Annotated in this window: 1 protein-coding gene; it reads left to right on the top strand. The window is 41.9% G+C overall.

Annotated features, from left to right (window positions below; genetic code table 11):
• Nucleotides 1-419: 419 nt before the first annotated feature.
• On the top strand, nt 420-1,022 hold the full coding sequence (locus KDK16_RS09035; RefSeq protein ID WP_257275698.1) for an outer membrane protein: 603 nt from the start codon (nt 420-422) through the stop codon (nt 1,020-1,022).
• Nucleotides 1,023-1,168 lie beyond the last annotated feature (146 nt).

Here is a 1,168-nt window from a genome sequence, read left to right as displayed (position 1 = left end):
ACGCAAAGCCCCATCGGCCAAAGATGTTGAACGCTCACTTTCCTACAACTTGTTCGTTCCGTATCTCTTATTGTCAGTTGCAAGCTTGCAGGAATGCTATTGATTAGGGCACGCCACCTTTTTATGTCCTCAAACACCAGAAATGATCATAACTCCTGTTCCTGAAACTTGTAGCTTTAACCGTCTTGGTATGTATTTGACAGGGAATAGACGATCAAATGAAATCGAAACTCCAGGTTCGACGGATAGATTCAATACTTTTACGTACTTCCCTGAATATAACTAATGATCATGTTCTTCCTTGAGGTTGGTTTATTGGTTTATTCAATGCTGTGTTGTAATGTAAAAAAAACCGCACCGAGATTCAGATAGCACATACTTATGGCGGTGTTTAATCCACAACACTGAGGAAGGTAATTATGAGAATAACCATGGTAGCTTTAGCTCTTACCTTTGCAGGTTCTGCGCTTGCATCTGAAGAGGGTTTCTACATTGGCGGTAAAGCCGGGTATGAATCAGTCAGCAGTGAGATGGAGTACGGATCACTGAAAATTGATTCTTTTGGTAATCAGGGAAGTATCTATGGTGCTTTTGTCGGTTATAACTTCCCTGTTGAACGTGCCATGTATGTGGGACTGGAGGCTGAATATAACCATCACAGAACCAAGGCCGAATACAAGTTGAGCTCCTTTGAAGAAGAGATCCAGTTTAAAGGTGAATATGGTGCAAGCCTGATTATAGGCCACGCTTACAGTGAGACTGTAAACGTCTATGGTCGTTTCGGAATGAGTAATTTAAAGTCAGAAGCCAAAACCTCTGACGGGGATAAAGGGGATGATACTGTTACCGGCTGGCATGGTGGGTTCGGTGTAGAATTTAAAAATGAAGCCGGTCTCCCTCTGTCGCTCAGGGCTGAATACCGATATAGCCAGTTCGATGACATTGATTATGACTATGGGACTGACGTAGAAAACAAACCTAAAGCGCATTCGATGTCTCTCAGTGCCATCTATAGCTTCTGACAATTTCTGAATTAACAAATAACCGAAAACCAGATAGGCCGAATGTAAGTTTATGCTCGGCTTATTCTCATTCAAAAAAGATTGAACTTGATTGGGAGCAGCATGGATATTTTCAGAAACAGAGTCGACATTAACAATGTTGCCAA

Source organism: Endozoicomonas sp. SESOKO4 (genome assembly GCF_024606275.1).
Note: the sequence above shows the minus strand (reverse complement) of the source record. Positions and strands in the feature narration are given on the sequence as shown.